Raw genomic sequence first — 21,443 nt, forward strand, 5'->3', positions numbered from 1 at the left:
GGTGGTGGCCGCGAATTCCCGTGACGACACCGACCGGCCTGGGCGCAGGCGTTCCGCCGAGGACGAGACCCTCTCCGCCCGAGAGATCGCGGCGAAGGCGCTCGGCCACGTCGGCGAGCTGATCACGAGCACACCTGTCGGCGTCGTGTCGGTGGAACCCGTCGAGGACGGCTGGCTGGTCGAGGTCGAGGTGCTCGAAGAGCGGCGGATCCCGTCATCGTCGGATCTGCTCGCGCTGTACGAGGTCGAACTGGACTTCGACGGCGGCCTGCTCGCCTACCGCCGCACGAACAGGTACCCGCGCGGGCGGGCCGGCACCGGGAACGGAGCGAGCTGATGGTCGCCGAGCAACCCGTCAGCGCGGTCTCCCAGACCGGTCTCGGCGCGAGCGGCAACCACCAGCCCGCCAACCTCGGCGACATTCTCGAACGGGTGCTGGACAAGGGCTTGGTGATCGCCGGCGACATCCAGGTCAACCTGCTCGACATCGAGCTGCTGACGATCAAGCTGCGGCTCGTGATCGCCTCGCTGGAGACGGCGCGGGAGGTCGGGATCAATTGGTGGGAAAGCGATCCGTGGCTGACCGGCGACAGCAAGCAGCTGCGCGCGGACAACGAACGGCTGCGTGAGCGCGTCGCCGAACTCGAAGCCGGGCGGGAGGACGGCCAGGGTGAGTGAGGATCGCGGAATCTGGCTCTACACGGTGACCGGCCGCCCCGTGTCCACGCCTCCGCACGGAGTTTCCGGCGAGATGCCGCGGCTGGTCGAAGCGGCCGGGCTGGTCGCCGTGGTCGGGGACGTACCGCTGGACGGCTTCGGAGAAGACGCGTTGTACCGCAACCTCGAAGACCTGGACTGGCTCTCCGGGGTGGCCAGGGCGCACGACGCCGTGATCGCCACCGTGGCGGCCGACGGGCCGGTCGTGCCGATCCGGCTGGCCACGGTGTACCGCGACGACGACCGGGTACGGGCGATGCTGGAGCAGCGCGCGGCCGACTTCCACCGGGCGCTCCGGCGCGTCACGGGGCGGACCGAATGGGGCGTCAAGATGTTCGCCGTCCCGCGGCCCGAACCGGACCCCGCCGAGGCGGGCTCGTCCCGGCGCGGGGCCGGGACGGCGTATCTGGCCCGCCGGCGCGCCGCGCTGGCCTGGCGGGAAGAGCACGAGCAGCACATGGCCGAACAGGCGGACCGGGTCCACTTAGGACTAGCAACGCTCGCCGCGGCTACCCGCGCGCATCCACTGCAGAACCGGGCGCTCGCGGGTGAGCACGCACGGATGGTCCGCAATCTCGCGTACCTCGTCGACGACAAGCTCAAGCAGGTGTTCACCGAAGCGGTCACCGCGTGTGAGGAGAGCAACGACGCGATCCATATCCAGCTGACCGGCCCCTGGCCGCCCTACTCCTTCGCCGCCTTGGAGGACCAATGACCCAGCCCGTACCGGCCTCGCCGGCCATGGAGCGGCCGGTCGCGCTCATCGACTTGCTGGACCGGGTGCTCGCCGGCGGCGTCGTCGTCAGCGGCGAGCTGACGCTCTCCATAGCCGACGTCGATCTCGTGCGCATTTCGTTGCGTACCTTGCTGTCCTCGATCAGCGCTTTGCAGCCGCGCGATGACTGACCGCATCAACGCCGACCCGGAAACCGCCGAACGCAGCCTGGTCAGCCTCGTGCTCACGGTGGTGGAACTGTTGCGGCAGCTCATGGAACGGCAGGCACTGCGCAGAGTGGACCACGGCGACCTCACCGACGAGCAGATCGAAGCCGTCGGCCAGACCCTGATGCGGCTCGAGGAGCGCATGGCCGAACTGTGTGAGCATTTCGACGTGCAGCCGGAAGATCTCAATCTGGACCTCGGTCCACTCGGCTCACTCCTTCCCCGCGACTGACGGTTGGGAAAGCCCGGGGTCTCGCATATGGCTGAGGGCGCAAGCTGATGCGCTGACCCCTGCCCGGCACAGTCCGGCCCAGACCGTGCTGGGCCGGGCTGGGCCTTCTCAGCACCGGCACACGAGATCGGCCGGAACAGCCGTCGATTATCTTGACTGTCATGTCGAGAGTCATCGGGGCCTTCGCCCTGTCGGGTGCCGCCTTGCTGTTCGCCGGTTGTTCCAGCACCGGCAACGCCGCCGAGCCGCACACCGGTCCGAGTCCGACGGCCGCGACCTTGCCGCCGCCGTCCACACCGGTCGCCACCACCCTGGACAAACCGGCGCCCGTCGCGAAGCTGGCCGCCGCGTGCCCGCTGCTGACCATCGACGCGCTCAAGCAGCTTCTGGGCGGCACGAACAACACCCAGGTCACCGCGACCGAAGTCCCGCGGAAGACGACCGACGTCGCCAGCACCTTCGCCTGCCATTACGGTAATGCGGCCAAGACCGCGTTCGCGTTGAACGTCGCCGAATACACCGTGAAGAGCTTCACCCCCGCCGACGCGATCAACGCGATCGCACAGGGCGCCAAGGTCCCGACCAGCACGGTGCCGGGACTGGGCGAGGCATCGGTGTTCTACCAGCTGCCCGACGGCTACGCGGTGATCGCCGCGGCCAAGCGCTCACACGGCCTGACCCGCAACGTGATCTTCAGCGCGCCCGCGATCGTGCCGAAGGACAAACTCGCCCAAGTGGACGGCTGGGTACTCGACCAGATCTGACGAACCGTCCACAAGGGACGGCTTTCGTACGAGGCCGTCCCTGCCGGAGGGTCGGGTCGCGGCCCGCCGGGAAGTCACCGGTAGGTCGTGAGCGCCACCCGGTCGAACCCCAGCACGTCCTCGGTGCCGCACCGGTTGGTGACCGCCGCGATGACCGGCACGACCGTGACCGTGACCTGGGCGATGCCCGCGTCGCGCAGCCGCGCGATCGCCTCGGTGGCGATGACCGTCTTCTTCGCCGCCGTCAGATGATGCGGCGGACGCGGGTCGTAGGTGCGCCGCGGCGTGATCAGGCAATGCCCCTCGTCGCCGAAACACCCGCCGTGCCCGAAAATGTGGAACGACCCGGCGTACCCGTTCTCACTCGTCTCCGGGGTGTCCTCCCCCGCCGCCGGATTGTTGAGAAACACCCGCCCCTCGTAGGACGCGCCGGAATGGTCGATGCCGTGGAACTCGATGTCCGCTCGGGAGAAGGAGGGATCGAGCTCACTCAGTGACAGCGGAGCCGAGGTGAAGATCGCGGACACAGTCATCACGCACCACCGTTCGCCGACGCCGGACCGGGCGCGCTGACGCTCGCGACGGCGTATTCGTACCCGAGTTCGTGGACGTCCAGTACCTGCTGCACCGTCTTGCCGAAGGGTTCCAGCGTCATGCTCAGGTAGCGGGGCGGGATGTTGGTGACACCGTGCCGCAGCTGCCACAAGTACCAGATCCGGTCGATCATGCAGTGGTGCGCCCAGAAAACCGGGTCGAACGCCGACGTCGGGATCACCCCCATGTCGCCGCCGACCCAGCCGTGCACGCCGTCGTGAATGTCCTGCAGCTGGCTGGAGAAATCCTCGTACTGGGTCAGGCCCAGCACCTGCTCGACCTTGCCTGCCGACGGCAGCCGCCGCGGCGGCCCCGGATCGCGGCTGGTCTGCCGCGCCGGGTTGTCGGGCATGTCCGGCATCGGCCCGCTGAACAACGGATTCGGCCCGCCGTCGACCTGTTCCTGGGTGTAGGCCGCGGGCAGGCCCTGCTGGTGGGACAGCTCGGAAGTCCAGTCCCACCAGGGCGGGATCGCACCGTCGTGCTGGTCCCTGGCCACGTGTTCCCAATAGGACAGATAGGCACGGTGCCACGGCAGGAACAGATCGTAGGTGAACTGGGTGGGCCCCGGGCCTTCCTGCGCGTGATGCCAGCAGTAGTAGCTGGGAAACCCGTGCCGGTCCGCCCAGAAGATCCAGCTGCGGTTGTCCGTCCCGCTCAGCGCCTGCATCTTGCCGTAGGCGTCGCGCAGGGCCGCGATATCGGCGTGCTCCACATCCGGTCGCACCACGATCTGATCCGCCATCACGCCTCCCGGCAGCGTTCGGGGCATCGTCGCCGCACCGGAAGTCGACGCAGGCCGGATCTCGTTACCGGCGCGGCGAAAATGCCGACAACCGGGTGAAGATCGCCGTCGCTCAGATGAGCTTGCAGGGGATGTCGGTGTTCTCGTCGAGGTGGTGGGACGCGCAGACGCGGTGATAGCCGTCGGCGATGAGGAGGTCCTCGCCCGTTTCGAGGCCGGGATGGCCGTGTCCGCGGACGAGCAGCACCGGCGACAGCGCCTTGCCGTCGCCGACCTTGCGCAGATCCTTGGCGACGTGCACGTTGTCCGGACCGAGCAGCTCCAGACGACTCGCACGCAGGATGTCCTTGGCCTTGCGGTGGGTCAGCGCGGCCTGTTTCAGCTCGTCGACGAGGCGGGCGGCGGTCGTCTCGCCGGTGATCAGGGTGAGGTAGTCGTAGGCGGCCGGGTAGTCGTGCTGGTCCGGCTCGTCCTTCCAGTGCTCCTTCATCGCGCCTCCGCGGTCTCGTTCACGTGCTACTCCGGTCCTCGGGCTCCGGTCTCCTCGTCGCCGCGGCGGCCAGCGCGGTCACCCCGATGCTGATCAGCGCGGCGGCCAGAATGGCGCCGCCCTCCCCCGGTGCCAGCAGATGCTCGCCGCTGCCGATGGTGACCGCCGCGACGGGCACGCCGAGCTGCGCGCCCGCGAGCACGGCCAGCGGCACCGGCTGGCCGAGCACGCGGGTGGCGGCGTGCACGGCGACCGTGCCCGCGGCCAGCAGCCCCGCCAGCGCGATCATGACCGGGTGCTCGCCCACCGCGCGCAGGTCCAGCGAGGCACCCAGCCACACGTAGAACACCGGGCCCAGGAACCCGTCGGTCACCGCGAACAGCTGGCGGGCCAGCCTGCGGGGCTCGCCGACGGCGGCCAGCGCGAGCCCGGCGACGAAACCCGCGAGCATCACCGACACCCCGACCAGCTGGGCCAGTCCGGCGATGGCGAACAGCACGATCAGCGCGATCCGCAGCTCGAGGCCGAAATGCCGGGTTTTGCTCAGGTCGTGCGCCCGGTCGACGAGTCCTCGTGCATGCAGTTCGCGCAGCACGAAGAACCACGCCCCGCCGGCCGCGATGACGGCGAGCGCCCCCAGCGCCGCGCGCCCGGCGCGCGCGGGGTCCTCGGCCAGCGGCAGGGCGACGATCGACACCGTGTCGGCGATGGCCACCTGCACGATCAGCGCGATCGCGGGCGGGGTGTCCAGGTGCTTCTCGTCGAGCACCGGCATGACCAGGGCCGCCGAACTGGATGCGAGCAGCACCACGTACAGCAGGCCGTGCCCGGTGCCCACCAGCGCGGCGACCCCGAGCCCCACCGGCACGGCAAGCACGCCGACCACGACGGCGAGCAGCGCCCCGCGCCCGGCCGCCACCCGCAATGCCGCGTGGCGCAACGGAACGTGGCTGCCGGCGACCAGCATCACCAGGGCGAACCCGGCGGTGGCCACAAAGGACAGAACCGGATTGTCCGAATGCACCCAGCCGAACCCGGTCCGCCCGACGAGCACGCCGAGCAGAATCTCGCCGACGACGATCGGCACGCGCAGCCGCCGCGGCGCGGCCAGCAGCGGGCCGGCGAGACCGGCCAGCAACGCCACCGCCAACGCGAACAGGTCCATCGGCGCGCCCCCTCCACGGGATCAACCCGTATTGTGACCGCGCCCCGCCGGAACCGCCAAGGCGCGAGGGCCGGCGGCGTCCGCTCATCGCGCGGGGTCGCCGCGCAGCGACGAGATCAACGGCACCATGGGTGTCCGCGGCGAGAGGTTCGCCACCCGCTCGGCGATCGTGCGGGCGTGGCCCGGGCCGTAGACCGGTTCGGCGAGGGCGAGGAACTTCCCGCGCAGCGCATCGTCGCCGACCCAGTTGCCCGGTTCGCCCAGCGGCACCTCGACGGTTTCGGTCCAGCGGCGGCCTCCGGCCTCGATCGTGACGCGCGAACCGTTCGTGGTCAGGCCGTCCTCCTTGGTGGTGATCCGGGCCAGCATCGCCGCCACGTCGGGATCGCCGATGCGGTCGTAGCTCGTCCAGTCCACTCGCCCGTCGAGCCACGCGAGCGCGACCTGGAAGTACACGCTGAACTGGGCGTCCACCGAGCTCCGCGGTTCGAGTTTCGCCGGGACCGGCTCGCCGACGATCTTCATCGCCGTGGCGGGCAGGGCCACTTCGAGCCGCGCCCGCGCCCGGTCGGCGGCGGGCACCGCGGCCCGCAGCGCGAGCGTCGCGTCGATCGCCCCGTGAGTGAAGCGGCACGACGGATACGGCTTGATGGCGGTTTCGAGCAGCAGCCAGCTCTCGCCCAGCCCATCGGCGAGCGCGCCGGGACGGGGATCGTCGCTGTATCCGGTCAGCAGCCCGTACCGGCCTTCCAGCGCGGCCGCCGCCCCGCTCACGCCCGATTCGGCTAATGCCGCGCAGACCAGCGCGTCATGCGCGGCGAAACCAGGGTGCAGCCGCTTGTTCCACGAACCGTTCGCCAGGTACTGCATGGTCCCGGACGCTTTGCTCAGTGCCAGCCCGAACGCGTCCTCCATCGTGCCCGCGTCGAAACGACGGAGCCTGCCGACGGCCGCGACGGCCCCGAAGATCCCGGACGTGGCGGTGAGGTGGAACCCGCGGTCGTAGCTGGTCGGTCCGACCGCGGCCCCCACCCGGCAGCTCACCTCGTATCCGGCGGCGAGCGCCTCGAGAAAGGCACGGCCGTCCGCGCCGGTTCGCTCGGCCTCGGCGAGCGCCGCCGCGATGACCGGGGCACCCGGATGCCCGAACTGGAGATGGTTGGTGTCGTCGAAATCCAGGGAATGCGCGTAGCAGCCATTCAGCAGCGCCGCGTACGGCCAGCTGTAGGTACGCGCCTCCCCGATCGCCGTGCCCTGCCCACCCGCGGCGTCGAGCCCCGTGACCGCCGCACGGACCGCCGGTGTGCTTTCCGCGCGCAGTGAAGCGAACGCCGAGATTCCGATGTAGTCGAGGAACAGGTCCCGCAGCCGATTCCCTGCTTCGCCGGGCAGTTCCTCGAGGGTCAGGTTCGCGGCGAACTTCGCCAGTACGGCGGTGGTCACGGATCCTCCTAGATCGTGTCGAGTTGCCGGGAGTTGGTGCGCGGGCCGAAGACGGCGACGGACACGCTCATCACCAGGATGAGCGCAGCGCACACGGTGAACAGGGGCCCGGCGCCGACGGCATAGAGCACCGGCAAGGTGACGAACGGGAACACCGCGGAAACCAGGCGGGACAGGGAATACGTACGCCCCGCCGCGGTGGTGCGCGCCGCGGTCGGGAACAGCTCCGGTGTGTAGGAGTGGCTGACGTTGCCCATCACCACGTTGGACACGTTCAAGGCCAGGCCCGCGACCATGATCAGCCATCCCGTGCTCGCCAGCCCGAACACCGCCCCGCTCACCGCGACCAGCACCGACGAGACCACGAGCACGGATTTGCGCTGGAAGCGTTCGATGATCCAGACGGTCAGCGCCGCGCCGAAAGGGTACCCGCATGCGCCCACGGCCGTGAAGGCGAGAGAATGCACTACGCTGAATCCCTTGTGGACCAGCACGAGCGGGGCGATGCTGGAGAATCCGAGCACGCCGATCGTCTGGCAGGCCCAGATCACACAGGCCAGCACCGTCCGGCCGAGCAGGGGCCGCCGAAGCAGCCGTGGGCGGCTCGCCTCGCCTGTGGGCACCATCTTGTGTTCCACAATGGACGGGAGATCTCCCGGAACGGTCGCTTCGATGTTCGCCACCGCGGCGAGCGCCTCGGCACGGCTGCCGCGGGCGGCCAGCCAGCGCGGCGACTCGGTGATCCGGCGACGGGTGAACCACACCACCAGCGCTCCCAGCGCACTGAACAGCAGCAGCCAGCGCCAGCTCTGCATTCCGAGCAGCGTGTGTGGCAGGAACGCGGCCAGCAGCGCCGAAGTGGGCAACGCGAGCCAGCCGATGAAGTAGGCCACACCGAGCAGCCGCCCCCGGCGGCGCGCGGGCACCAGTTCGGACAGGTAGGTGTCCACCAGTACCAGCTCGGCGCCCAGTCCGATGCCCACCAGGACCCGCAGCGCGACGAACACCGCGAGCCCCGGCGCGAAGATGCACAGCACCGACAGTCCGGAATAGGCGAGCAGGTTGACCTGGAACATCTTCCGCCGGCCGAACCGGTCCGACAGTGGCGCGAGGAACAGGGCGCCCAGCAGCTCACCGGCGAAGGCCGAGCCGATCACCAGCGCCTTGGCGAGGGTCGCGGTCACCCAGACCGCGGGTACCAGGGTGACCAGCAGACTGCCGAGCCCGACTTCGAAGAAGTTGAAGTACGTGCCGATCCCCATCAGCGCGACCACCCGGCGGTGCCAAGGCCCCACCGGCAGGCGATCCAGCCTGGCGGCCACTTCGGAAATCGTGCGCGCGGAATCGTCCAGCATCGGCGACGTTGCCATGCTCTCTCCCGTTTTTCGTTTGGTGTTAAGGAGAATTTCGCTAGAATCCAGCCAGCGTGTCGTGCGGGTAGTACGCGGTCGCGTCCATCAGGCGGCGGGCGGTGCGGCTGAACCCGAGCAGTTCGAACTGGACAAACGGCGGCTCGCTCGCCGGGACGGCACGCACCCGGGCGGGCGTGACGCCGGAGGGATGCCCGATCAGGAGGGTGTCCTCCTGGCGGTTGCGCGCGATCGAGGCCACGACGGAACCGGGGACGCGCGATGCCGCGGCGAGCCCGATCGATCCTGTCCCGGCGATACTCTCGTGGAGACGGTTGAGAAACAGCAGCCGGACCCGGAGGTCCATGTCCGTCTCGGCCACCTGCGCGCCGTTGAGCGTGTGGTAGCCCTCGGGCGGCGCGACGAGCCCGGCCAGCGGTACGCCGGGCGAGTCCTGGTCCACCTCGCGCCAATCGGTGCACAGCCCGGCCAGCACCGCGGCCTTGCCCCGGATCTCGCGGACGGTCGCGATCAGTTCCGTGTCACCGTTGATCTCCTCGCTCAGCTCGCTGCCGGTCCGGGACAGCTCGGCGGCGCGCACCCAGACGGTCGGGTTCCCGGCGTCGCAGACGGTGACCTCCGCACTCCTGCCGTCCTCCAACGTAATCGTGTCAACCGAATTTCCCGTCGGCAGCAGCTTCCCGGTTCTCGCGCCGATCGTGTCGCTCCAGTCGAGTACGATCTCCGCCCCGGATCCCGGCACACCCGGCAACACGAAATCACCGTCCACAATGGCCTTGCCGTCCGCCACCGGGACATCGGCCACGAGCAGCTTGCCGGTGTTGGTGTTGTGGATCCGCACGCGGGTGGTGCCCTCGACGGCGGGCACGAGTCCTTCATCGATCGCGAACGGACCGACACCGGAGGAGATGTTGCCGCAGTTGCCGGTGTACCCCACCCCGTCGCGGTCGACCTCGACCTGGGCGAACGTGTAGTCCACATCGGCGTCCGCACGGGCCGACGGGGCCACGATCGCGACCTTCGACGTGATCGGGCGCGAGCCGCCGAGCCCGTCGATCTGCAGCACGTCGGGTGTGCCCATGAGCCGCTTGATCAGCGCGTCGCGCTTCCGCCCGGGCACGGGCAGGTCCCGCTCGTGAAAGTAAAGGCCCTTGCTCGTGCCGCCGCGCATCAGGACACAGCGGATCGTTTCCTGTGCCGACACGGCTACTCCTTTGTGGACATCCGGCGAAGCAGGCCCGCCGTTTCGAGTTGTGGGACGAGCCCGCCCGCCCTGAGCACCTCGAGCAGAAAGCCGGGCAGCGGAGCGATCGGACGGGTTTCACCGCACGCGGTGAGCCGGCCTGCCTCGAAGTCGATATCGAGGAGATCACCTTCGGAGATCAGGTTCGTGGCTCCGGCAAGGGTGGCCGCGGGCAGGCCGTAGTTGACGCAGTTGCGGAAGAACAGGCTGTTGAACTGCTCGGCGACCAACGCGGCGACGCCGAGTTCGGCGAACAGCAACGGCACCGGCCTGCTGGAGCCGAGCCCGAAGTTGCGGCCGCCGACCACGATGTCGCCGGGCCGCACCAACTCGGTCCAGCCGGGGCGGGTGGCGCGGAACATGTGCCGCGCGGCCTCGGCGACCGGCAGCCGCATCGCGAAACCCGGATACATCTCGTCGGTGTTGACACCGTCGCCGAGCACCCACGCGCGGCCCGTGATCCGCAGTCGCCCCGTCATGCGCCCGTTCCTTCGAGTTCCCGCACGTCACTGATCGCGCCGCGGATCGCCGACGCCGCGACGGTGGCGGGCGAGGCCATGTAAACCGAGGCGTCCGGGCTGCCCATACGGCCGCGGAAGTTGCGGGTGCTCGCGGTGAGGCACACCTCGCCCGCGGCCAGCGTGCCCATGTGGTAGCCGAAACACGCGCCGCAGGTCGGGTTCGTGACCGTCGCACCCGCTTCCACGAGGTCGGCGAGGTAGCCGCGGCGGGAGGCTTCGAGGTACACCGCCTGACTCGCCGGCGTGACGATCAGCCTCGTCGACGGCGCCACCTGGCGGCCTTTGAGCACCCGGGCCGCGACCTCGAGATCGGCGAGCTGACCGTTGGCACACGAGCCGATGAAGGCCTGGTCGATCCGGGTTCCCGCGACATCGCCGACCGGCCCGGCGTTGTCGATCACCGTGCCCGGCAGCGCGACCATGGGCGCCACGACACCGAGGTCCACCTCGCGGACGGCAGCGTAGGTCGCGCCCTCGTCCGGCAGCACGGCGGTGAGCTCGGCACCGGGCGCGGCAGCGGCGACGTGTTCCAGGCACTGCCGGTCTGCGGGGAAGATCGTGAAGTCCGCGCCAATCTCCGCGCCCTGTGTGGCGATGGTGCGGCGGTCGGCCATCGCCACTCCGGCGAGGCCGGGCCCGCCGAACTCCACCGCGTGCCCGGTGGCGTCGCCGTAGGTTCCGGCGATGTGCAGGAAGATGTCCTTTCCGTTGACCCACGGGTGTTTCCGCCCGGTCAGTACGTAACGCAGCGTAGGCGGTACCTGGTACCAGGTCCGCCCGGTGCACACGATCTGCAGCACCTCCGCCGGGCCGAGCCCACGAGCGGCGGCGCCCACGGCACCCGCCGCGCAGGTGTGCGAATCGGTGCAGGCGATCACCATTCCGGGCCGCGCGAGCCCGCTTTCGGCCAGCACCTGGTGCACGATGCCGTGGCGGCCGACGTCGAACATCTTGCTGATCCCGTGTTCGGCGGCGAAAGCCCGTGCCTTCGTGCCACATTCCGCGTCTGCCACGGAGGGGGCGGGCACCGCGTGGTCGAACACGATCGCGATGCGGTCGGGGTCGGGCACGGCAACCACGTCACCGATACGATCGTGCCGGAACTGGATGTCGATCAGCGCGGTCAGGTCGACCTCGCAGACCGCGAAGTCGCCGATCTCGACCGGGCCTTGCGAGGCCCGGCGCAGCACCTTCTGGATGAGCGTGTCAGGCATGGTCGGCCACCTTGTCGAACCGGGCGCGCACGTTCTCCCAGAGCCCGAGACCGACCGCCTCGAACTGGGTGCGCGGCGAATCCTGGCCGTCGGTGCGGGCGTCGCCGCGCGCCACGCGAGCCAGCGCCTCCCGCATGGCGGCGCTGGCGCTGCCCAGGTTCACGCCCGGCAGGATCACGACGGCGTACCCCAGTCCGGCCAGTTCGGCGAGTTCGGCGTGCGGGGTCTTCCCACGCGGCACGAGGTTGAACAGCGCGGGTGCGTTGACGGCGGCGGGAATCCGGCGCACCTCGTCGAGGGTTTGCGGGGCTTCGAGGAACACCACGTCCGCGCCCGCCTCGGCGTAGAGGTTGACCCGGCGCAGGGCCTCGTCGAAACCGTGGGTGGCCCGGCAGTCCGTCCTGGCGACCAGCACGGTGCCGGGATCGCGGCGCGCCGCGACGGCCGCCTCGATCTTGCGGGCGAACTCTTCGGCGGGCACCACTCGTTTCTCGTCCAGGTGCCCGCAGCGCTTGGGAAACTCCTGATCCTCCAGCTGGATCGCGGCCGCGCCCGCCCGCTCGTACAGCCGCACGGTCCGGTAGGTGTGTGTGACGTCGCCGAACCCGGTGTCCGCGTCGGCGATCACCGGCACGTCCAGCACCCGGGTGACGAGGTCGAGTTGTCGCACCATTTCGGTCTGGGTCGCCAGCCCGATGTCCGGCAGGCCCGTGACGGCCGCGACCGCCGCGCCCGACAGGTACGCCGCCCGGAAGCCGGCACGCGCGGTCAGTGAAGCGGACAGTCCGTCGAACACCCCGGGCGCGGGCACCGCGGACCGTTCGTCCAGCAGATCCCGCAGCCGGGCGCGCACGTCGTTCACCACGGATTCCCCTTTCGTCATGGTCATTCGCCGCTGCCCAGCAGTCCCCGCGAGATGGCCGCCGCGCATTCGGTGACCAGCTCAGCCATCGCCTCCGAGGCCGACCTGGTGACACGGAACGAGGGACCACCGACGGCCACCGACGCGATCACCGCGTTACCCGGGCCGTAGACCGGCGCGGCCAGCGAGTTCAGCCCCGGTTCGCGCTCCTCTTCGGAGAACGCCCAGCCGTTCTCCCGCACCACTTCCAGCTGCTTGTCGAGCACGTGCGGGTCGATGACGGTGTGCTCGGTGAAGCCGGTGAGCCCCTCGTCGAGCGCGGCCTGCAGGGCCTCCGGCTCGTAGGCCATGAACACCTTGCCCGCGGCGCCCGCGTGCAGCGGCATGACCTGCCCGACGTAGCCACGGTAGATGATCGACTTCGTGGATTCCTGCTGCAGCACGGAAACCCGGCTCGCGCCCTGGCGCACGTAGATCCCGCAGCTCTCGCCACACCGGTCCCGCAACAACGCGATGAGCGGGCCCGCGGTCGCGATCAGGTCCGACCCCGCGTTGGCCGCCGCGGACCACGACGTCACCCGCAGCCCAATGCTGTACACCGCGCCTTGGCGCTGCAGCAGGTTTTCCGTGACCAGCGTCCGCAGGATCCGCGCGACAGTCGAGGTCGGCATCCCGGTGGCCGCCGCGATCTCCGCGGCCCGCAGCCGGGGGTTCGTCGCAGAGAAGCAGTCGAGGATCGCGGCCGACTTCCGTAGGACCTGGACGGACCCACCGTCGGCCGGCTGCTGATCTGGTGCCGTCATCGAACCGATCTCCCTTTGCCGCATCGTGGCTTTCATTGCCACATTGTGACTCGACTATGCCCCAGGGCGATACGATCCGTCAATGCGGACGCGGAGTGTCGATCACACGGCTACCGGACGGGCGCCACGGTACGCAGCGACAACACCGGCACATGCCCCGCCGGCGAGGTCGCTAGCCGTTCGCCGAGTGTTGTTTGTGGACAGTCGCCGCCCGCGTTTGCGGGGGTCGCGTGAACACAGGGCGGCGGCAGCCCGATCCGGTGCGAGCCAGCAGCACGACGCCCACGACGGCGATCAACGCCGCCGGAGCCCACACGGCGGCGTGTCCCGGCTCGAGCCGCTCCCCGAGCAGCAGACGCGCGGCGGGGATCGCGGCCAGCGGATCGACCACGGTCAGTGCCGGCAGCGACCAGGCCAGCGCGCCACGCGAGTACGCCTGCTGGCTGCCGATCTGCGCGGTCACGGCCACGGCGGCAGCCGCGACCACGAGCAACCAGAAGCCCCCGTGGCCTGCGCGTCCCGCCTGTTTGAACGCCGCCGAGATGAGCGCGGCCGCGCAGCCCGCCGCGATACCGCCGCACACCCCGCAGACCATCGCGCCCACCGCACCACCGCGTGTTCGTGCCGCGCGGCGGCGAGGAACACGGTCAGCCCGCCCACGGTGCATATCGCGCCGAGCACTTCACCGGCGCCGGGCAGACACCGCGACCGCACGGCGCGGATGCCCAGCGCGATGACCAGCGCACCCGCGAGCAGCGGCTGCACGATCGACACCGGCGCCAGGGCCGGCGCCGCCACCTGCAGCAGACTCCCCGACGCCGTCGTGGCCTGCCCGGCGAGCCAGACCGGTCGCCGCACCAGCGCGCGCAGCTCGACGCCCCGGTTCGAACCGCCCGAGAGGGCCTGGTGCTGCAGGACCGACCCGACGGCGAACAGCACCGCCGCCGTCAGCGCGAGTGCGGTACCGGTGGTGAAGTCCCCGACCCCGGCCAGATGAGGAGAGCGCACGTGCGTCGGACTTCCCCGCGGCAGGCCCGGCAAACGCGGTTCGCTCCCCCTCCGGCGGAACTTCTCCCGGCCGGACCGATCGGCGATGATTCGTCCATGATGGACGAGTTGCCCCTCATCGGCCGGACCGAGGAACTCGGGTACCTGCTGACCGCGGTGCGGGAGCGCGGCGGTGCCGTGCTCGGCGGCGCGGCGGGCATCGGCAAGACGAGGCTGGCCCGCGCCGTGGTGTCCGAACTGCCGGGCTGGCACGTCAGCTGGGCCTCGCTCACAGCGGCTTCCGGCGCGCTGCCACTCGGTGGCGTGGCCGCGCTCGGGCTGATGGACGGCGACCCGGTGCGCGAGGGCCGCACCGGGTTGCTGTCCCGGCTCACCGAACTCCTGACCGCCAAAGCCGCGGGACGCCCCAGCCTCCTCGTCGTCGACGACGCGCACCTGCTCGACGAGCTGTCCGCGGGGTTCGTCCACCACGCCGCCAGCTCCGCAGCCGCGGCGGTACTGCTGACCGTCCGCACCGGTGAACAACCACCGTCGCCGGTCGTGGCTCTGTACAAGGACGGGCTGATCCCCCGGCTGGAACTGCACCCGCTGGGAGCCACCGACGCCGGCACCCTGGCCGCGGCCGCGCTGGGCGGCGAGGTGCATCCCGCGACGTTGCACGCGTTGTGGTCGCAGACCGCGGGCAACGTGCTGTTCCTGCGCGAACTGCTGGCCGATGCCAGGGAGGCCGGCCGCCTGCGGCGGATCGCGGAAAGATGGGTGTGGCAGCCGGGCGGCGGGCTCGGCCCACGGCTCACCGAACTCGTTGCCGACCGGATCGGCAGGCTGCAGGGCCCGCGCCGGCGCCTGGCGGAAGTGCTCGCGGTCGGCGAACCACTGGGACTGGAGGTCCTCGGCCGGCTCGTACCGGACGCCGACCTCGTCGAAGCAGAGCGGGCAGGGCTGATCAGTGTCGAGGAGGTGCCGCCGCGAGCCGACATCCGGCTGGCGCACCCGCTTTTCGCCGAAGTGATACGCGCGGGAATGCCCGCGCTGCTGCGGCGGAAGTTGCGTGGTGAGCTGGCGGGTGCCCTGCGCGACGTCGGCACCCGCGGCCGGAACGACGTGCTCCGGATGGCGGTGTGGCAACTCGACTCCGGCGCGGAGATGGACGCGCCGCTGCTCGCGGAAGCGGCGACACAGGCCAGGAACGCGTTCGATCCGCAACTGGCCGAACGGCTCGCCCGCGCCTCGCTGACCGCCGGACCGTCGTTCGAGGCCGCCCTTGTGCTGGGCGGCGCACTCGGTGACCTCGGCCGGTTCCGCGAGGCGCTGGCCGTGCTCGACCCGCTGCCGGGCACCGAGCCTGACGCGGGCGCACGCCAGACACTGGCGCGCGAGCGCGCATGGGCCGCCTTCCACACCAGCGGGCTGCCCCGGGCGCGGGCGATCCTCGAACAGGCCGAAGCGGAGCCCGGGGACGACCGCACGGGGCAGCAGGCCGCTCGCGGCGAGCTCACGCTGCTGCTGACCTACGCGGGGCGGTTTCCCGAGGCAGCGGTGATCGGCGCTCCGCTGCTGGCCAAGGACGTGCCGGACACCGTGCGGATCCGCGCGCTGCCCGGTGCGGGGGCGGCGCTGGTGATGGCGGGCCACGCGGAGGAAGTACTGGCCCTGTGCCTGGATCTCGCCGGGGTCGCGGACCGGCTCGCGTCCGCGGCGCCGCGCGCGAGCGGGCTGGTGTGGCAGATGCAGACCAACGCGCTGATCATGTCCGGCCGGGTCGACGAGGCCGCCGCGTTGCTCGCGGAACGGCTCGCGCCCGAATCGGTGCCGCTACTCGGCGAAGGCGATCTCGCCTACGCGCGCGTGAAACTCGGCATGGCGCTGCTCAGGCAGGGCAGGCCCGCGACAGCGGCGGCGCATCTCGCCGACGCCGCCGTCGTGCTGCGGCACACCGACCCCAATGCCTGCCTGCCGTGGGCCCTGTCGCTGGCCGCCGAAGCACACGCCGCGCTGGGACAGCTCGACGTCGCCACGGCCGAGGCCGCGGAGGCGGCCGCGTGCCGGTCAACGGGTCTGGCCGCCTTCGACGGCGATGCCCGGCGTGCCCGCGCGCAGGTGTCGATCGCGACCGGAGACACGACCCGCGGCATCACCGGGCTCGTCGAGGCGGCCACACTCCAGCAGGACCGCGGCCAGCCGGCGTTCGCGCTGTTCGCCCTGCTCGACGCCATGACAACGGGTGCGCGCGAGGTGTGTGAACAGGCCGAGGCGCTCGCGGCGGCGGCCGAGGGACCCGGCCCGGCGGCGATCGCCGCCTACGCCCGGGGCCTCAGACGCGGGGACCCGGGCGCGCTCGAAGCCGCGGCCCGCAGTCTCGCCGGCCTCGGCCTGCGTGTCGCGGCGGCCGGATGCGCGGCCGCCGCCGCGGCCGGGTGGGCGGCTCAGGGCCTGCCTGCCCGTGCCGCCACGGCGGCCGCGGCCCGTTCCGGCTACCTCGCCGGCACCGAACTGCGGTCCGAGACCGGCACCGAACCGCTCTCGCTCGCGCAGCTGACCCGCCGCGAACGCGAGGTCGCCACGTTCGCGGCGCGCGGACTGAGCAACGTGCGCATCGCCGAAAGGCTCAACCTTTCGGTCCGCACCGTGGAAAGCCACCTCTATGCCGCCTACGGCAAGCTCGGGGTGCGCGGCCGCGGCGAACTCACCACCGTGCTGGGACTTCGGTGACCACCGGCACGCGGCGGCCGGAAATTCAGTAGCCCGGTACTGAGGGGCCTCGGGCCCAGTGTTCCTAGCGTCAGCGGCGTGACCGAGTCCGCGATGTTCGACCAGCTGCCCCGCGCGCACGCGCTCGCGCTGCGGCTGCGGGCTCTCGGGGCCGACACCGAACTGGTCGCCGAATGCCTCGGCATCGACACCGAAGCCGTCGGGCCCCTGCTGGAAGTCGCGGCGGCGAAGCTGCGCCGGGCCGAAGCCGCGGCGCACGAAGAGCAGGACGGGCTGTGATGCGCGCGCACCGGCGCCGGCTGCCACGCCTGCTCGCGACGGCCATCCTGTTCGCGACCGCGGCGGTCGCCGCGCCCGCCGCGCACGCCGATCCCGTCCTGCACACCCTGCAACCGGGTGCCGTCCGTGAGTTCCAGCAGAAGCTGGACATCAACGTCGTCTTCGTCGGCTTCCCCGCGGGCAGCGCGGCGGGACAGGTCGACCTCACCAGGTTCGCCGGCCAGCTGCCCTCGGCCTCCCGGTCCGTCGTGCGTGCGGCCGAGGCCAACTACGGCATCGTCCAGCCGACCCACGTCGACTTCACGCTTGCCTACCATCCGGTGTTCGCGCCGCAGGCCTTCGACGACCAGCTCTTCGCCTACCTGTCCTCGATCGCGATCGCGCACCCGCTCACCCAGTACGAGCGCCAGTACAACGCCCAGCGGTCCCGCTCGGCGACGATCACCGGCAACGCGTGGATCGACGCCGCCTCGGCCGAGCGCTGGCTGGGCGACCACGCCGAATCGATGCTGGGCATCGATCCCAGCCGGGACACCGTGTTCTTGCTCGACTGGTACGGACGACCCGACTTCCGGTTCCACGTCTACACCGACGCCGCGGAAACCGACCCCGACACGGGAGTCGACGCGGGCCTGCTCGGCGACCGGTTCAAGCTCACCGGCTGGGGCGGCACCGCCGCGACCGATCCGGAAGAGGGTACCGGAGCGGTGCGCCGGATCTGGTTCTCCGACCTCTCCGCCGGACCGGAGAACAAGACCGGCAGCTGGAACGTCGACGACGCCGATCTCAACGGCGACGGGGTGCCCGACTACCGGATCCCGCCGGTGTGGGAGTACGGCAGCACCCGCGGTTACCGGCCGTTCAGCTCCCTCACCGACGACCTCGCGAAACTCACCCGCTATGTCGCCACGGACGAACTGTTCGCGGCCTCCCCGCTCTACGACCCCGCCCTGTCGCCACCCGCGCTGCCGTCCACGATCGCCGTCGACGTCAACACCTTCCGGGCAGATCCGGCCCCCGCCCCGGCGTCGCTGATGCGACCGGACTGGGTCCGCGACCGGCTAGCCACGCTGGAGCCCTACAACACGATGACGATCGGCACCGTCCCGCAGCCGTTTTCCGGGCCCGGCGGCGCCGCCTACCAATGCTTCCTCAGCTCGGTGCGCGATCCCTCCGGCGCGGGCCAGTCCTGTTACGGCAACCGCTCGCCGTACGGCACGGCGTTCGAAGACCTGTACTTCTTCTACCTCGACCACACCAATCAGCTCCTGACCGGGCAGCCCGGATACCACCTACCGGTCCTGTTCTACGACGTTCCCGACAGCCTCGCCCCGGTCACCCCGGCGGGCGGGATTCTGGCCGGCTTCGCCGACGACGACTGGCGGAGCGGGCGGCAGACCTACGTGTTCGACGCGAACTGGCCCGCGGTGCGCGACGATCCCGAACGCGGTGTGGGCGCCAGTTACGGGCTGGAACACGAGACGGGCCACCATCTCGGGTTGCCGCATCCGCACGACGGCTACGACGCGCAGTCCGGTGTGGACTTCAGCCCGACCGGGCCTTTCTACTTCGCCTTCGCCGGGGACGAGGTGGCCTCGCCGATGAGTTATCTGGCACTGGACAAGGATTTCGGCCAGTTCGACCACGACACGCTCGACCGCACCCTCACCGCCGCGTTCGTCAACGAGGCCAACGCGGTGCTCGCCCGCATCGACGCCGGGCCGCGAGCGAGTGAGGTCGCCGATCTGGTCACGGCCGCGGACGACACCGCGACCGCGGCGCTCGAGGACTACCAGGCGATGAACTACGGCTCGTCGGTGAGCAAAGCGAACAGCGCGTACCGGACGGTGCTGGAGGCGGCGGCGCGCGCCGGTGTCCCGGTCGAACCCGAGGCGCCGCGAGCGGACCAGAACGCGCGGGGCCGTGCGTTCCCGTTCGTCGATCCGCTGGCACCAGCGGCATGACGGGGAGGAAGCGATGACGAAGCGGACAAGCTTGGCGATGGCCATCGTGCTGGCGCTGGCGTGGCCGGGATCAGCGGCCGCCGAGGGGGCGGCCGGATGGTCGAGCGCGCCGGCGCCGGTTCCGGCGACGGACCAGGGCACGCTGGCGGCGGTGTCCTGCGGGCAAGCCGGGGTCTGCCTGGCCGTCGGCGAATGGGCCGCGACCGATTCGACGGTGCGCGCCCTGGCGATGACCTGGGACGGCAACCGGTGGACCGTCGCCGACCCGGTGCGCCCCGCCGGGGCGCCCAGCGTCGAACTCGCCGGCGTCACCTGCCTGTCGTCCGGCCGGTGCCTGGCCGTCGGCGATTACGCCGGCAGCGGGGGTGCCCGGCGCGCGCTCGCCGAGGAATGGGACGGGCAGGGGTGGTCGGTGCAGCAGGTGCCCGACCTGCCGGGCGAGAGCGACTCGCTGGTCTCGGTGTCCTGCGGCGGCCCCACATCGTGTACCGCGGTCGGCAGCGCCACCGCCACGGACGGAACCGTCCGGCCACTGGCCGAAAACTGGGACGGGACCACCTGGTCGGCCGCCACTCCCGCCGCGCCGCCCGGGGCCGCCACCGCCGGGCTCACGGGTGTCTCCTGCGCCACGCCCACCGCCTGCACGGCGGTCGGCACCGCGGCGAGCGCCGCGTTCGCCGAGCACTGGGACGGCACGAGCTGGACGGTGGACCTCGCCGCCGCGCCACCGGGGGCCGACATGAGCGGGCTCGCCGCCATCACCTGCGCGGCCGCGACCTCGTGTCTGGCCGTCGGCAACTCGGCGAGCAAGCGCTCCGGCGTCGCGGGAGCCACCGCGCTGGCCGAACGCTGGGACGGGACGGGCTGGACCGACCTGCGTGCCGCGAACCCCACGGACGCCTTCTACGGCAGCACGTTGTCCGGCATCGCCTGTCCGGCGGCCTCCACCTGCGTCGCCGTCGGTTCCTACGGTCCGGCCGACCACAGCCATCGCACGCTCGCCGAGGGGTGGGACGGGACGTCCTGGACCGTGCAACCCACCCCGTCCCCGGACAGCACCGCGAACGCGGCATTGACCGGCGTCAGCTGCCCGAGCGCGGGCGGCTGCATCGCGGCCGGTTCCACCGCCCGCACCACGGGCGTACCGGTCACGCTTGCCGATCAGTGGGACGGCCAGGCCTGGCGCACGACCCTCACCCCGGACCGGTCCGGCAGCCAGGTGGCGGAGCTGCACGGCGTGTCCTGCCCTGCCGCGACGGCCTGCATGGCCGTCGGCACCACCCGGTCGGCCGAGCGTGCGCCCGGGCCCTACTCGGCCTCGGCCGGTGAGCAGGACGCGCTGAGCGAATGGTTCGACGGCAGCGGCTGGCGGCTGGAGCCCGTGCCGCCACCGCCGGGTGGCTCCGGCGTGGTTCTCGACGGGGTTTCCTGTCCGGGCATGGACATGTGCCTGGCGGTGGGGTCGTACGACACCGGCCACGGCATGCGGGTCCCGCTGGCGCAGCGGTGGGACGGGCAGCACTGGATTCCGGAGTTCCCCGCCGATCCGGCTGGTTCGCTCCTGGCGGCCTTCACGGGCGTGTCGTGCCAGTCGAGTTCGTCGTGCACGGCCGTCGGTTCGAAGACGGGCGGCGACGGAACCACCACCCTGGCCGAGCGCTGGGACGGTGGTGCCTGGAGCATTCAAGCAACGCCCAACGCGCCCGCCAGCTCCGATGACGTGCTCCGGCGGGTCTCCTGCCCTGCCCTCGATTCCTGCGTCGCCGTCGGCTCCTACCTCGCGGCCGCCCAGACCGGATTCGGCACCCGCAGCTACGCACTGGCCGAGCATTGGGACGGAGCAGCCTGGGTGATCGATCCGGCGGCGCCACCCGCGGCGTCCCCCTCGTCGCTTTCGGCCGGGTTCAGCAGCGTTTCGTGTCCCGCGGCGGCCGACTGCTGGGCCGTGGGCAGCTTCAGCACGTTCGACCGTCCTTACCCGAACCCCGCACTGGCCGAGCACTGGGACGGGCACGCCTGGACCACCGTCGCGATCCCGAACCCGCCCGGCCTCTACGACGCCTTGGAGAATCTGTCCGGAGTCTCGTGCTCCTCGGGCTCCGACTGCGAGGCCGTGGGGTTCTCCTACGGCGGAACCGGCGCCGACAGCGGTGTCCACCCCATCGGCGAGCACTGGGACGGGGCGGCGTGGTCACTCGACCCGCTTGCCGAACCGGCGGGCGCCCGGCTGACCGAGCCCGCCGACGTGTCGTGCCACCCGGGGTGCACCGCCGTGGGCCAGTTCACCTACGACGACCAGCCGGTCGCGGCGACTGGCTGGCCGGCGTTCCCGCTGATCGAAGTCCGTTCCTGAACCCGGCCCCGGGCTCACGGAT

23 protein-coding genes are annotated in these 21,443 nt (G+C 71.3%); 10 read left to right on the plus strand and 13 right to left on the minus strand.

Going from position 1 to position 21,443, the window contains the following annotated elements; all coding sequences use genetic code 11:
• The first annotated feature begins 4 nt into the window (after positions 1–4).
• From HFP15_RS08085 to HFP15_RS08110, 6 genes are all read left to right on the plus strand, one after another.
• Positions 5–337 (plus strand): gas vesicle protein GvpO, encoded by a 333-nt coding sequence (locus HFP15_RS08085; RefSeq protein WP_168513080.1) that lies wholly within the window; start codon positions 5–7, stop codon positions 335–337.
• Entirely contained in the window at positions 337–678 is a 342-nt protein-coding gene (locus tag HFP15_RS08090; RefSeq protein ID WP_168513082.1) for a gas vesicle protein, read from the plus strand. Before HFP15_RS08085 ends, HFP15_RS08090 begins: the two co-directional genes overlap by 1 nt.
• Complete coding sequence (locus tag HFP15_RS08095) at positions 671–1,432, plus strand: GvpL/GvpF family gas vesicle protein (protein WP_168513084.1); 762 nt, start codon at positions 671–673, stop codon at positions 1,430–1,432. Before HFP15_RS08090 ends, HFP15_RS08095 begins: the two co-directional genes overlap by 8 nt.
• Positions 1,429–1,623: a gas vesicle protein gene (locus HFP15_RS08100; RefSeq protein ID WP_168513086.1), complete on the plus strand. Its 195-nt coding sequence runs from the start codon at positions 1,429–1,431 to the stop codon at positions 1,621–1,623. The genes HFP15_RS08095 and HFP15_RS08100 overlap by 4 nt, the downstream gene beginning before the upstream one ends.
• Positions 1,616–1,891 (plus strand): gas vesicle protein K, encoded by a 276-nt coding sequence (locus tag HFP15_RS08105; RefSeq protein ID WP_168513088.1) that lies wholly within the window; start codon positions 1,616–1,618, stop codon positions 1,889–1,891. The genes HFP15_RS08100 and HFP15_RS08105 overlap by 8 nt, the downstream gene beginning before the upstream one ends.
• A gap of 161 nt (positions 1,892–2,052) precedes the next feature.
• Complete coding sequence (locus HFP15_RS08110; RefSeq protein WP_168513090.1) at positions 2,053–2,655, plus strand: hypothetical protein; 603 nt, start codon at positions 2,053–2,055, stop codon at positions 2,653–2,655.
• A 74-nt stretch (positions 2,656–2,729) separates the two neighbouring features.
• Here HFP15_RS08110 and HFP15_RS08115 read toward each other — a convergent pair whose 3' ends face one another.
• The 13 genes from HFP15_RS08115 to HFP15_RS42615 all read right to left on the minus strand — a co-directional run bounded on the left by HFP15_RS08115 (position 2,730) and on the right by HFP15_RS42615 (position 14,113).
• A complete protein-coding gene (locus tag HFP15_RS08115; RefSeq protein WP_168513092.1) occupies positions 2,730–3,188 on the minus strand; it encodes a hypothetical protein in 459 nt (152 codons plus the stop codon).
• Positions 3,188–3,994 carry a tyrosinase family protein gene (locus HFP15_RS08120; protein ID WP_168513095.1) on the minus strand — a complete coding sequence of 269 codons (807 nt, stop codon included), beginning with the start codon at positions 3,992–3,994 and terminating at the stop codon, positions 3,188–3,190. Before HFP15_RS08120 ends, HFP15_RS08115 begins: the two co-directional genes overlap by 1 nt.
• 112 nt (positions 3,995–4,106) lie before the next feature.
• Positions 4,107–4,484: a hypothetical protein gene (locus HFP15_RS08125; RefSeq protein WP_168513097.1), complete on the minus strand. Its 378-nt coding sequence runs from the start codon at positions 4,482–4,484 to the stop codon at positions 4,107–4,109.
• 19 nt (positions 4,485–4,503) lie between these two features.
• Positions 4,504–5,649, minus strand: a complete 1,146-nt coding sequence (locus HFP15_RS08130; RefSeq protein WP_168513099.1) for a cation:proton antiporter — start codon at positions 5,647–5,649, stop codon at positions 4,504–4,506.
• 84 nt (positions 5,650–5,733) lie between these two features.
• Entirely contained in the window at positions 5,734–7,092 is a 1,359-nt protein-coding gene (locus tag HFP15_RS08135; RefSeq protein ID WP_168513101.1) for an MmgE/PrpD family protein, read from the minus strand.
• Between the two features lie 8 nt (positions 7,093–7,100).
• Positions 7,101–8,462: an MFS transporter gene (locus HFP15_RS08140; RefSeq protein WP_246271494.1), complete on the minus strand. Its 1,362-nt coding sequence runs from the start codon at positions 8,460–8,462 to the stop codon at positions 7,101–7,103.
• A gap of 40 nt (positions 8,463–8,502) precedes the next feature.
• Positions 8,503–9,666 (minus strand): 2-methylaconitate cis-trans isomerase PrpF family protein, encoded by a 1,164-nt coding sequence (locus HFP15_RS08145; RefSeq protein WP_312871511.1) that lies wholly within the window; start codon positions 9,664–9,666, stop codon positions 8,503–8,505.
• A 2-nt stretch (positions 9,667–9,668) separates the two neighbouring features.
• Positions 9,669–10,184, minus strand: a complete 516-nt coding sequence (locus HFP15_RS08150) for a LeuD/DmdB family oxidoreductase small subunit (protein WP_168513103.1) — start codon at positions 10,182–10,184, stop codon at positions 9,669–9,671.
• Entirely contained in the window at positions 10,181–11,440 is a 1,260-nt protein-coding gene (locus HFP15_RS08155; protein WP_168513105.1) for a 3-isopropylmalate dehydratase large subunit, read from the minus strand. Before HFP15_RS08155 ends, HFP15_RS08150 begins: the two co-directional genes overlap by 4 nt.
• Positions 11,433–12,329, minus strand: coding sequence for an isocitrate lyase/PEP mutase family protein (locus HFP15_RS08160; RefSeq protein WP_210716838.1), 897 nt, complete (start codon positions 12,327–12,329; stop codon positions 11,433–11,435). Before HFP15_RS08160 ends, HFP15_RS08155 begins: the two co-directional genes overlap by 8 nt.
• Positions 12,326–13,105 (minus strand): IclR family transcriptional regulator, encoded by a 780-nt coding sequence (locus HFP15_RS08165; RefSeq protein WP_168513107.1) that lies wholly within the window; start codon positions 13,103–13,105, stop codon positions 12,326–12,328. Before HFP15_RS08165 ends, HFP15_RS08160 begins: the two co-directional genes overlap by 4 nt.
• Positions 13,106–13,277: 172 nt before the next feature.
• Positions 13,278–13,574, minus strand: coding sequence for a DMT family protein (locus tag HFP15_RS42610; protein WP_246271495.1), 297 nt, complete (start codon positions 13,572–13,574; stop codon positions 13,278–13,280).
• Positions 13,565–14,113, minus strand: coding sequence for a DMT family transporter (locus HFP15_RS42615; protein ID WP_246271496.1), 549 nt, complete (start codon positions 14,111–14,113; stop codon positions 13,565–13,567). Before HFP15_RS42615 ends, HFP15_RS42610 begins: the two co-directional genes overlap by 10 nt.
• Before the next feature lie 96 nt (positions 14,114–14,209).
• On the opposite strand from HFP15_RS42615, the gene HFP15_RS08175 reads away from it, so the two are divergent.
• From HFP15_RS08175 to HFP15_RS08190, 4 genes are all read left to right on the plus strand, one after another.
• Positions 14,210–16,825 carry a helix-turn-helix transcriptional regulator gene (locus tag HFP15_RS08175; protein WP_168513109.1) on the plus strand — a complete coding sequence of 872 codons (2,616 nt, stop codon included), beginning with the start codon at positions 14,210–14,212 and terminating at the stop codon, positions 16,823–16,825.
• Positions 16,826–16,903: 78 nt separating this feature from the next.
• Positions 16,904–17,104, plus strand: a complete 201-nt coding sequence (locus HFP15_RS08180) for a hypothetical protein (protein ID WP_168513111.1) — start codon at positions 16,904–16,906, stop codon at positions 17,102–17,104.
• Positions 17,104–19,068: a hypothetical protein gene (locus HFP15_RS08185; RefSeq protein ID WP_168513113.1), complete on the plus strand. Its 1,965-nt coding sequence runs from the start codon at positions 17,104–17,106 to the stop codon at positions 19,066–19,068. Before HFP15_RS08180 ends, HFP15_RS08185 begins: the two co-directional genes overlap by 1 nt.
• Before the next feature lie 13 nt (positions 19,069–19,081).
• The gene (locus tag HFP15_RS08190; RefSeq protein WP_168513115.1) at positions 19,082–21,421 is read left to right on the plus strand and encodes a hypothetical protein; all 2,340 of its coding nucleotides are present in this window, start codon (positions 19,082–19,084) and stop codon (positions 21,419–21,421) included.
• Positions 21,422–21,443 lie beyond the last annotated feature (22 nt).

The sequence above is a fragment of the Amycolatopsis acididurans genome (assembly GCF_012328925.1).
GTDB classification, from domain to species: domain Bacteria; phylum Actinomycetota; class Actinomycetes; order Mycobacteriales; family Pseudonocardiaceae; genus Amycolatopsis_E; species Amycolatopsis_E acididurans.

Excerpts from the sequence above, each read along its gene's own strand:
- HFP15_RS08090 (WP_168513082.1), top strand. The coding sequence starts at position 337 with ATGGTCGCCGAGCAACCCGTCAGCGCGGTCTCCCAGACCGGTCTCGGC.
- HFP15_RS08100 (WP_168513086.1), top strand. The coding sequence starts at position 1,429 with ATGACCCAGCCCGTACCGGCCTCGCCGGCCATGGAGCGGCCGGTCGCG.
- HFP15_RS08105 (WP_168513088.1), top strand. The coding sequence starts at position 1,616 with ATGACTGACCGCATCAACGCCGACCCGGAAACCGCCGAACGCAGCCTG.
- HFP15_RS08110 (WP_168513090.1), top strand. The coding sequence starts at position 2,053 with ATGTCGAGAGTCATCGGGGCCTTCGCCCTGTCGGGTGCCGCCTTGCTG.
- HFP15_RS08115 (WP_168513092.1), bottom strand. The coding sequence starts at position 3,188 with ATGACTGTGTCCGCGATCTTCACCTCGGCTCCGCTGTCACTGAGTGAG.
- HFP15_RS08120 (WP_168513095.1), bottom strand. The coding sequence starts at position 3,994 with ATGGCGGATCAGATCGTGGTGCGACCGGATGTGGAGCACGCCGATATC.
- HFP15_RS08125 (WP_168513097.1), bottom strand. The coding sequence starts at position 4,484 with ATGAAGGAGCACTGGAAGGACGAGCCGGACCAGCACGACTACCCGGCC.
- HFP15_RS08130 (WP_168513099.1), bottom strand. The coding sequence starts at position 5,649 with ATGGACCTGTTCGCGTTGGCGGTGGCGTTGCTGGCCGGTCTCGCCGGC.
- HFP15_RS08140 (WP_246271494.1), bottom strand. The coding sequence starts at position 8,462 with ATGGCAACGTCGCCGATGCTGGACGATTCCGCGCGCACGATTTCCGAA.
- HFP15_RS08150 (WP_168513103.1), bottom strand. The coding sequence starts at position 10,184 with ATGACGGGGCGACTGCGGATCACGGGCCGCGCGTGGGTGCTCGGCGAC.
- HFP15_RS08155 (WP_168513105.1), bottom strand. The coding sequence starts at position 11,440 with ATGCCTGACACGCTCATCCAGAAGGTGCTGCGCCGGGCCTCGCAAGGC.
- HFP15_RS08160 (WP_210716838.1), bottom strand. The coding sequence starts at position 12,329 with ATGACCATGACGAAAGGGGAATCCGTGGTGAACGACGTGCGCGCCCGG.
- HFP15_RS08165 (WP_168513107.1), bottom strand. The coding sequence starts at position 13,105 with ATGACGGCACCAGATCAGCAGCCGGCCGACGGTGGGTCCGTCCAGGTC.
- HFP15_RS08175 (WP_168513109.1), top strand. The coding sequence starts at position 14,210 with ATGATGGACGAGTTGCCCCTCATCGGCCGGACCGAGGAACTCGGGTAC.
- HFP15_RS08185 (WP_168513113.1), top strand. The coding sequence starts at position 17,104 with ATGCGCGCGCACCGGCGCCGGCTGCCACGCCTGCTCGCGACGGCCATC.
- HFP15_RS08190 (WP_168513115.1), top strand. The coding sequence starts at position 19,082 with ATGACGAAGCGGACAAGCTTGGCGATGGCCATCGTGCTGGCGCTGGCG.